General features: G+C 74.3%; 7 protein-coding genes. 3 read left to right on the forward strand and 4 right to left on the reverse strand.

Going from position 1 to position 6,664, the window contains the following annotated elements:
• Positions 1-63: 63 nt before the first annotated feature.
• Positions 64-1,236, reverse strand: a complete 1,173-nt coding sequence (locus EAH89_RS11470; RefSeq protein ID WP_140883059.1) for a threonine synthase — start codon at positions 1,234-1,236, stop codon at positions 64-66.
• Positions 1,237-1,277: 41 nt separating this feature from the next.
• On the opposite strand from EAH89_RS11470, the gene EAH89_RS11475 reads away from it, so the two are divergent.
• The 3 genes from EAH89_RS11475 to EAH89_RS11485 all read left to right on the forward strand — a co-directional run bounded on the left by EAH89_RS11475 (position 1,278) and on the right by EAH89_RS11485 (position 3,962).
• The gene (locus EAH89_RS11475) at positions 1,278-2,387 is read left to right on the forward strand and encodes a M20/M25/M40 family metallo-hydrolase (protein WP_140883061.1); all 1,110 of its coding nucleotides are present in this window, start codon (positions 1,278-1,280) and stop codon (positions 2,385-2,387) included.
• A 466-nt stretch (positions 2,388-2,853) separates the two neighbouring features.
• Positions 2,854-3,363, forward strand: a complete 510-nt coding sequence (locus tag EAH89_RS11480) for a ferritin-like domain-containing protein (protein ID WP_140883063.1) — start codon at positions 2,854-2,856, stop codon at positions 3,361-3,363.
• Between the two features lie 59 nt (positions 3,364-3,422).
• On the forward strand, positions 3,423-3,962 hold the full coding sequence (locus tag EAH89_RS11485; protein WP_140883065.1) for a DUF4142 domain-containing protein: 540 nt from the start codon (positions 3,423-3,425) through the stop codon (positions 3,960-3,962).
• A gap of 74 nt (positions 3,963-4,036) precedes the next feature.
• Here EAH89_RS11485 and EAH89_RS11490 read toward each other — a convergent pair whose 3' ends face one another.
• The 3 genes from EAH89_RS11490 to EAH89_RS11500 form a co-directional block, all read right to left on the reverse strand.
• Positions 4,037-5,572 (reverse strand): cryptochrome/photolyase family protein, encoded by a 1,536-nt coding sequence (locus tag EAH89_RS11490; protein WP_140883067.1) that lies wholly within the window; start codon positions 5,570-5,572, stop codon positions 4,037-4,039.
• Between the two features lie 8 nt (positions 5,573-5,580).
• Positions 5,581-6,126 carry a cob(I)yrinic acid a,c-diamide adenosyltransferase gene (locus EAH89_RS11495; RefSeq protein ID WP_140883069.1) on the reverse strand — a complete coding sequence of 182 codons (546 nt, stop codon included), beginning with the start codon at positions 6,124-6,126 and terminating at the stop codon, positions 5,581-5,583.
• A gap of 129 nt (positions 6,127-6,255) precedes the next feature.
• The coding region (locus EAH89_RS11500) for an energy transducer TonB (RefSeq protein ID WP_140883071.1) at positions 6,256-6,664 on the reverse strand (409 nt) is incomplete at its 5' end.

A 6,664-nucleotide genomic window follows, 5' to 3' on the forward strand; every position in this document is an offset into this window, starting at 1 on the left:
GCCGTTTCCCGCGCCCAAGTTTTCCACCGGACGCAACTTGACGAAAAGCGAAACGACCAGGGTTCAGGCGGCGTCGAGGCCGAGCAGCTCCGCGTAGCGGGGCGTGGCCTTCAGCCCCGTCCCGGTGAGGACCACCGCCACCCTCTCCCCCGGGCGCACGGCGCCCGCGGCCGCGAGCTTCCCGAGGGCCGCCGCCGCCTGGGCGCAGGTCGGCTCGACGTAGATGCCGGTGCGGGCAAGGGCGAGCGAGGCCTCGGCGATCTCGGCCTCCTCCAGCAGCACGGCACCCCCGCCGCTGCGGCGGATCGCGGCCAGGACCTCGCGCGGGCGGATCGGCTCGGCGATGGCGGTGCCCTCGGCGATGGTCGGGCGGGGGGGCTCGGGGGGCAGGCCCAGCACCGCCCGCGCCAGCGGCCCGCAATGCGCGGGCTGGGCGGCGTAGAGGCGGGGGAGGCGCACGATGGCACCGGCGCGCCGCAGCTCCCCGAAGCCGATGTCGCAGCCGAGCACGTTGGAGCCGGCGCCGCAGGGGATGACCACCGCGTCCGGCGCCTCGAAGCCGAGGTCCTCCCACAGCTCGTAGGCGAGGGTCTTGGTGCCCTGGAGGAAGAAGGGGTGCCAGTTGTGGCTCGCGTAGAAGAAGCCCGAGGCCGGGTCGCGGCCCTGGCGCAGCGCCTCCTCCGCGCAGTCCTGGCGGGAGCCGGGGGTGAGCTGGATCTCCGCCCCGGCGGCGCGGGACTGGACCGTCTTGGCCGGCGAGGTGCTGTCGGGCACGAGGATCCGCGCCCGCATCCCGCCGGCCGCCGCGTAGGTGGAGATGGCCGCGCCCCCGTTGCCCGAGGAGTCCTCGAGTACGGCCGAGACGCCCTGGTCGCGCAGCAGCGAGAGCATCACGGCGGCGCCGCGGTCCTTGAAGGAGCCGGTCGGCATCAGCCACTCGCACTTCAGCAGCGCGTCGACGCCGCCCAGGCGGCGCGGCAGGAGCGGCGTGCGCCCCTCCCCCATCGTGATCGGCTCGCGCGGGCGGAAGGGCAGGGCGGCGGCGTAGCGCCAGAGGCCGGGGGCGGCGGGGTCGATCGCGTCGCGGCCGATGCCGGGAAGGTCCGTCAGGAGGAGGGGCTGCCCCTCGTCGCCGCACCAGCGCGGCGTCTCGATCGGCCAAGTCCGGCCGCTGGAGGGGTCGAGGTAGGCGGCCAGGGGGTCTCTCCATCGGCAGGGGCGCGGGACGGCCGGCAACCTGTCTTGCGGGCGCGGGGACGGCAAGGGATACCCCTCGCATGAACGACCGCACCGACGCCGAGGCGGTGGCCGCGCTGGCCGCCGACCTCGTCCGAATCGACAGCCGCTCCTTCGTCTCCAACCTCCCCGTCGCGGACCGCATCGAGCCGCTGCTCGCCGGCTTCGCGGTGGAGCGGCTGGACTTCCAGGACGCGGCCGGCGTCGCCAAGCGCGTGCTCGTCGCCCATCGCGGCGGGCCGGGGGGCCTCGCGCTGTCCGGCCACATGGACACCGTCCCCGACACGGGCTGGGAGGAGGACCCCTTCTCCGCCCGGCTCGACGGCGAGGGGCGGATGCACGGGCTCGGCACGGCCGACATGAAGGGGCCGCTGGCCGCCTGCATCGTCGCCGCCCGCGGGCTGCCGGCCGACGTGCCGGCCACGCTGCTGATCACGACGGACGAGGAGACCACCAAGGCCGGCGCCGCCCTCATCGCCGCGCAGTCCGACCTCGCGCGCCGCGCGGCGCTGCGCGGCATCATCGTCGCCGAGCCGACCGGCCTCGCGCCCGTGCGCGGGCACCGCGGCACCGTCAACTTCACCGCCGTGGCGAGCGGCAGCCAGGCGCATTCCTCGACCGGCGCGGGCGTGAACGCGAACCTCGCGCTCATCCCTTTCCTCGTGGAGATGCGCGCGCTGCACGACCGGCTGCGGGAGGACCGCGCCGGCTGGGACGAGGCCTACGAGCCGCCCTTCCCCGACTTCAACATCGTCATCGACAACCACGGCACGGCCATCAACGTCACCGTCGCCCGCGCGACGGCCCGGATGAAGTTCCGCTACTCGCGCGGGCTGGACCCGGCGCCGGTGATCGCGGCGGTGCAGGACGCGGCCGACCGCGCGGGGCTTGCGCTCAGCTTCGTGGTGGACGGCTCCCCGCCCGAGTTGCCGGCCGACCACCCGCTGGTCGCGGCCGCCGTTGCGGCGACGGGGAAGCCTGCCGGCACCGTGCCTTTCGGGACCGACGCGACGCGGCTGAACGCGCTGGCGCCCTGCGTGGTGCTGGGCCCGGGCGACATCGGCGTCGCGCACACGCCGCGGGAGCACGTCGCGGTGGCCGAGCTCGCCGCGGCCGTGCCGCTGTTCCGGGCGCTTCTTGCGGGGCGCTGAGGGCGACGCGGCCGGCCGGGCGAGGCCTTCGGGCCGCCGGCCGCGCCGCCGCCTATGTTCTACCTCTCAGAATTTTGACGCTCTTCTTCCGCATTCCCTGAACCGCGACCGCCCGGCCGGCGTTGGCATGTTTCGGCGAAGGAAATGCCGGGACCGCCATCGGAGAAGGGTCATTGATGCCTGAGTTGCGCGACGCGGTGGGTGGCCGGCCGACGGAGGCGTTCAGCGCCGGAAAGCGGGTCCTCCAGGCGTTCCGGCGCGCGCAGCGCGAGGCATCTCATTCTGAGCCGAAGGAGGCCTTCGGGCGACCGGGAACGCTGCCGGCGGAACGAGGGCTAGGCTGCCCGCGCTGATGATGCCCGCCAGCCTTCGTTCCGCGGTCTCCGGCCTGGAACAGGCCGCCTGAGGCCACGCCGTTCCGGCGCCGCATGAACTACCCGACAACCGACGAACAAGGACACCGACGATGCAGGAAAGCACCCAGAGCCTCTACGTGACCGGTCTGGTCAACGCCCGCGCCCTCGAGACGCAAGCGATCGAGCTGCTGAGCCGCCAGGTCGAGCGGCTGGAGAACTACCCGGAGATGGAGGCCGCGCTGCGCGCCCACATCAAGGAGAGCGAGGCGCAGCGCGGGCGCCTGGACGAGATCCTCTCCTCCATGGGCGAGTCGAACTCCTCGGTGAAGGACTTCGTCACGGGCCTCATGGGCAACGTGGCCGCCCTCGCTCACGCGCCGATGCAGGACGAGGTGCTGAAGAACCACATGGCGAACTACGCCTTCGAGCACTTCGAGATCGCTTCCTACAAGTCGCTGCTCGTCTTCGCCGACATGGTCGGCGACACGAAGTCGCCGACCGCCCTCACGCAGTCGCTGCGCGAGGAGGAGCGGATGGCGCAGTGGGTGGAGGACAACATCGACGCGACGGTGCGCACCTTTGCGACGCGCGCGGCGCAGGGCCAGAAGGCGGGGGTCTGATCCGGCGGGGGGCCTCGGCCCCCCTCCACCCGGTTCCAACACCCAGCGGAGAACGCGCCATGAATTCAACTGGCATCCTCAACCGTCGCACCCTCGGCGTCGCCCTCGCGGGGGCGACCCTCGCGGGCTGCGCCGCCTCGGCGGACCAGGGCATGACCACGCGCCAGATGGCGGCGAGCACCGACCCCGTCTCGCTGCGCACGACGGCGGTGCAGGGCGGCACCTTCCTCATGCAGACGGCGCAGCTCGGCACCACGAAGGCGCAGCGCCCGGACCTCCGGCGCTTCGCGACCTTCGAGAACAGCGAGCAGCAGGGCATCATGCAGGCGCTCGCCTCGCTCGGGCAGGCCGTGGCCCCGCCCCCGCCGCCGGCGGACAAGGCGACCATGCTGCGCAACCTGCAGTCGGCGAACGGGGCGGAGTTCGACCGCCTCTTCGTCGCGGCGCAGATCCAGGGCCACCAGGAGGCGCTCACGGTCTACAACGCCATCATCGAGAGCAGCGGCTCGCCCGCCTCCGACAAGGCGGTCGCCATCCTGGCGGCGGACCGCATCCGCGAGCACCTCGCCTTCCTGCAGGCGCCGCCGTCCCGCGCCTGACGGGCGCCGAAGGCAAGGGGCGCGGCCGGCGGTGACGCGGGCCGCGCCCTTTTTTCGTGCGGGTGGCGGGCCCGTCAGGCCTCCTCGAGCGCCTCCAGCCAGCGCGCGGCGCGGGCGCGGATGGCCGAGAGCCGCTCGGGCGGCATCCTCTCCAGCGCGTGGATCGACGGGCGCAGGCGCGGGTTGGCGGCGAAGCGGTCGCGGTGCCGCGCCAGGAAGTCCCAGTAGAGGCTGTTGAAGGGGCAGGCCCCCTCCCCCGCCGCGTCGCGCACGTCGTAGGCGCAGCCGCGGCAGTAGTCGCTCATGCGGTTGATGTAGGCGCCGCTGGCGGCGTAGGGCTTGGACCCCATGATGCCGCCGTCGGCGTGCAGCGCCATGCCCTGGACGTTCGGCAGCTCCACCCACTCGTAGGCGTCGGCGAAGACGATCAGGTACCACTCGTTCACCGCCTCCGGCGCGAGGCCGGCGAGGAGGGCGAGGTTGCCGGTGACCATCAGCCGCTGGATGTGATGCGCGTAGGCGTGGTCGCGCGTCTGGCGGACCACCTGGCGCACGCAGTTCATGCGGGTCTCGCCGGTCCAGTAGAAGCCGGGCAGCGGGCGCTCGGCCGCAAGGGCGTTGAGGCTGCGATAGGCGGGCATCCGGCTCCAGTAGACGCCGCGCACGTATTCCCGCCAGCCCAGCACCTGGCGCACGAAGCCCTCGGCGGCGGCGAGGGGGATGTGGCCCGCGCGGTAGGCGGCCTCGGCGGCGGCGACCACCTCCCAGGGCAGCAGCAGGCCGAGGTTGAGGCTGGTGGAGACGAGGGCGTGGAAGAGGAAGGGCTCGCCCGACGCCATCTGGTCCTGGTGGAGGCCGAAGCCCGGGAAGCGGCGGGCGACGAAGTCCTCCAGGGCGCGGACAGCCTCGGCGCGGGTGACGGGCCAGCCGAAGCCCTCCAGCGTGCCGAAATGGTCCGGGAAGAAGCGTTCCACGAGGTCCATGACCTCCCGCGTGACGGCGTCGGGCGCGACGGCCGGGCGGGGCGGCACGGGGGGCAGGCGGCGGAGCGGGGCGCGGTTCTCGCGGTCGAAGTTCCAGGCGCCGCCGAGGGGCGTGCCGTCCGCCTCCATCAGCACGCCGTGGGTACGGCGCATGGCACGGTAGAAGAACTCCATGCGGAGGTTCCGCTTCTCCCCGGCCCAGCGGCGGAACTCGGGGAGGGAGCAGAGGAAGCGGTCGTCCTCGAGGATGTCGACGGGCACGCCCGCGGCCTCCTCCCAGCCCTGCATCGCCTCCAGCAGGCGCCACTCCCCGGGGTGGGTGACGACGATGCGGGAGGGGCGGAGGTCGCGCGCTGCCCGCAGCACCTCGCCCTCGAGGCTGCCGGTGTTCGCGGGGTCGTCCAAGCGGACGTGGCGGACCCGGAGGCCGAGCGCCGCCAGCGCCCCCGCGAAGTGGCGCATCGCCGAGAGGACGAGCACGATCTTCTGCTTGTGGTGGCGGACATAGGTGCATTCCGCCATCACCTCCGCGAGCAGGACCGTGTCCGCCGAGGGGTCGAGGTCGCGCAGGCTGGCGAGGCTTTCCGAGAGCTGGTCGCCGAGCACCAGCCGCAGCGCGCCGGCCATGGGCAGGGCTAGCGCGTGGCGCCGGGCTCCCAGAGCACGTCCTGCCCCGTGTTCAGGCTGCGCGCGAGCACGAAGAGGTGGTCGGAGAGGCGGTTGAGGTAGCGCACGGCGTCGCCGTTCACCGTCTCGGCCGCGGCGAGGGCCACGACCGCCCGCTCCGCCCGGCGCGCGAGGGTGCGGGCGAGATGGGCGTGCGCCGCGGCCGGGGTGCCGCCCGGCAGGATGAAGGAGCGGAGCGGCGGCAGGCCCTCGTTCATGGACTGCAACTCCCGCTCGAGCCGCAGGCACTGCTCGGCGGTGACGCGCAGCCCGCCCTCCTCGCCCGGGACGGACAGGTCCGCCCCGAGGTCGAAGAGGTCGTTCTGGATGCGGCCGAGCATCGCGTCCTCCTCCTGCGCGGTGTGGAGGCGCAGCAGGCCGATGGCGGTGTTGGCCTCGTCCACGGCCCCCAGCGCCTCGATGCGCGGGGCGTCCTTCGGCACGCGCTCGCCGTTGCCGAGCGAGGTCTCCCCGCGGTCGCCGCCGCGGGTGGTGATGACGTCGAGCTTGACCATGCCGTCTCCTGGATCCTGGGGATCATGTGGCGTCGCGGCGGCGCCCTTCCAGGCAAGGCGCCGCCCCGCGTGGGGCGGGAGGCGGAGAGCGGCCGCGGCTGGTGCCGCCGGGCCACAGCGCGCCCGGCCTTAGTCGAGCCGGAAGACGACCCGGTAGTCCCGGGTGCCCCAGACCGGCGCGCCGTCGCGGAGGGAGGGGAGGAAGCGGCAGCGGCGGATGCCTGTGCGCGCCGCCTCGTCGAGGACGAAGGAGCCGCTCGGCTCCGTCACCTGCGCCTCCACCACCCGGCCGTCGTCGGAGACGCGGAGGCGGAGGTTCACCGCGCCGGTGACGCCGCGCGCGCGCTCGGACGCGGGATAGGGGATCAGGTCGGGGCAGCCGGGCTGGGGGGCGCCGACCGGGCGGCTCTCGCCGGGCCCGCCCAGGGTGCCGGCCCCGAGGCGGACGGCGCCGGCCGCCGGGGCGGCCTCCGCCAGGCGCGAGGGCGCGGCGGGGGGCGACGCGGTCGGCGGCGCGGCGCGCGGCGGGGCGGGCGGC

The sequence above is a fragment of the Muricoccus nepalensis genome, assembly GCF_006438825.1.
GTDB lineage: Bacteria > Pseudomonadota > Alphaproteobacteria > Acetobacterales > Acetobacteraceae > Roseomonas > Roseomonas nepalensis.

What these genes read in the sequence shown, in the direction of transcription:
- EAH89_RS11485 (WP_140883065.1), top strand. Translation starts at nt 3,423, where the DNA reads ATGAATTCAACTGGCATCCTCAACCGTCGCACCCTCGGCGTCGCCCTC.
- EAH89_RS11490 (WP_140883067.1), bottom strand. Translation starts at nt 5,572, where the DNA reads ATGGCCGGCGCGCTGCGGCTGGTGCTCGGCGACCAGCTCTCGGAAAGC.
- EAH89_RS11480 (WP_140883063.1), top strand. Translation starts at nt 2,854, where the DNA reads ATGCAGGAAAGCACCCAGAGCCTCTACGTGACCGGTCTGGTCAACGCC.
- EAH89_RS11475 (WP_140883061.1), top strand. Translation starts at nt 1,278, where the DNA reads ATGAACGACCGCACCGACGCCGAGGCGGTGGCCGCGCTGGCCGCCGAC.
- EAH89_RS11495 (WP_140883069.1), bottom strand. Translation starts at nt 6,126, where the DNA reads ATGGTCAAGCTCGACGTCATCACCACCCGCGGCGGCGACCGCGGGGAG.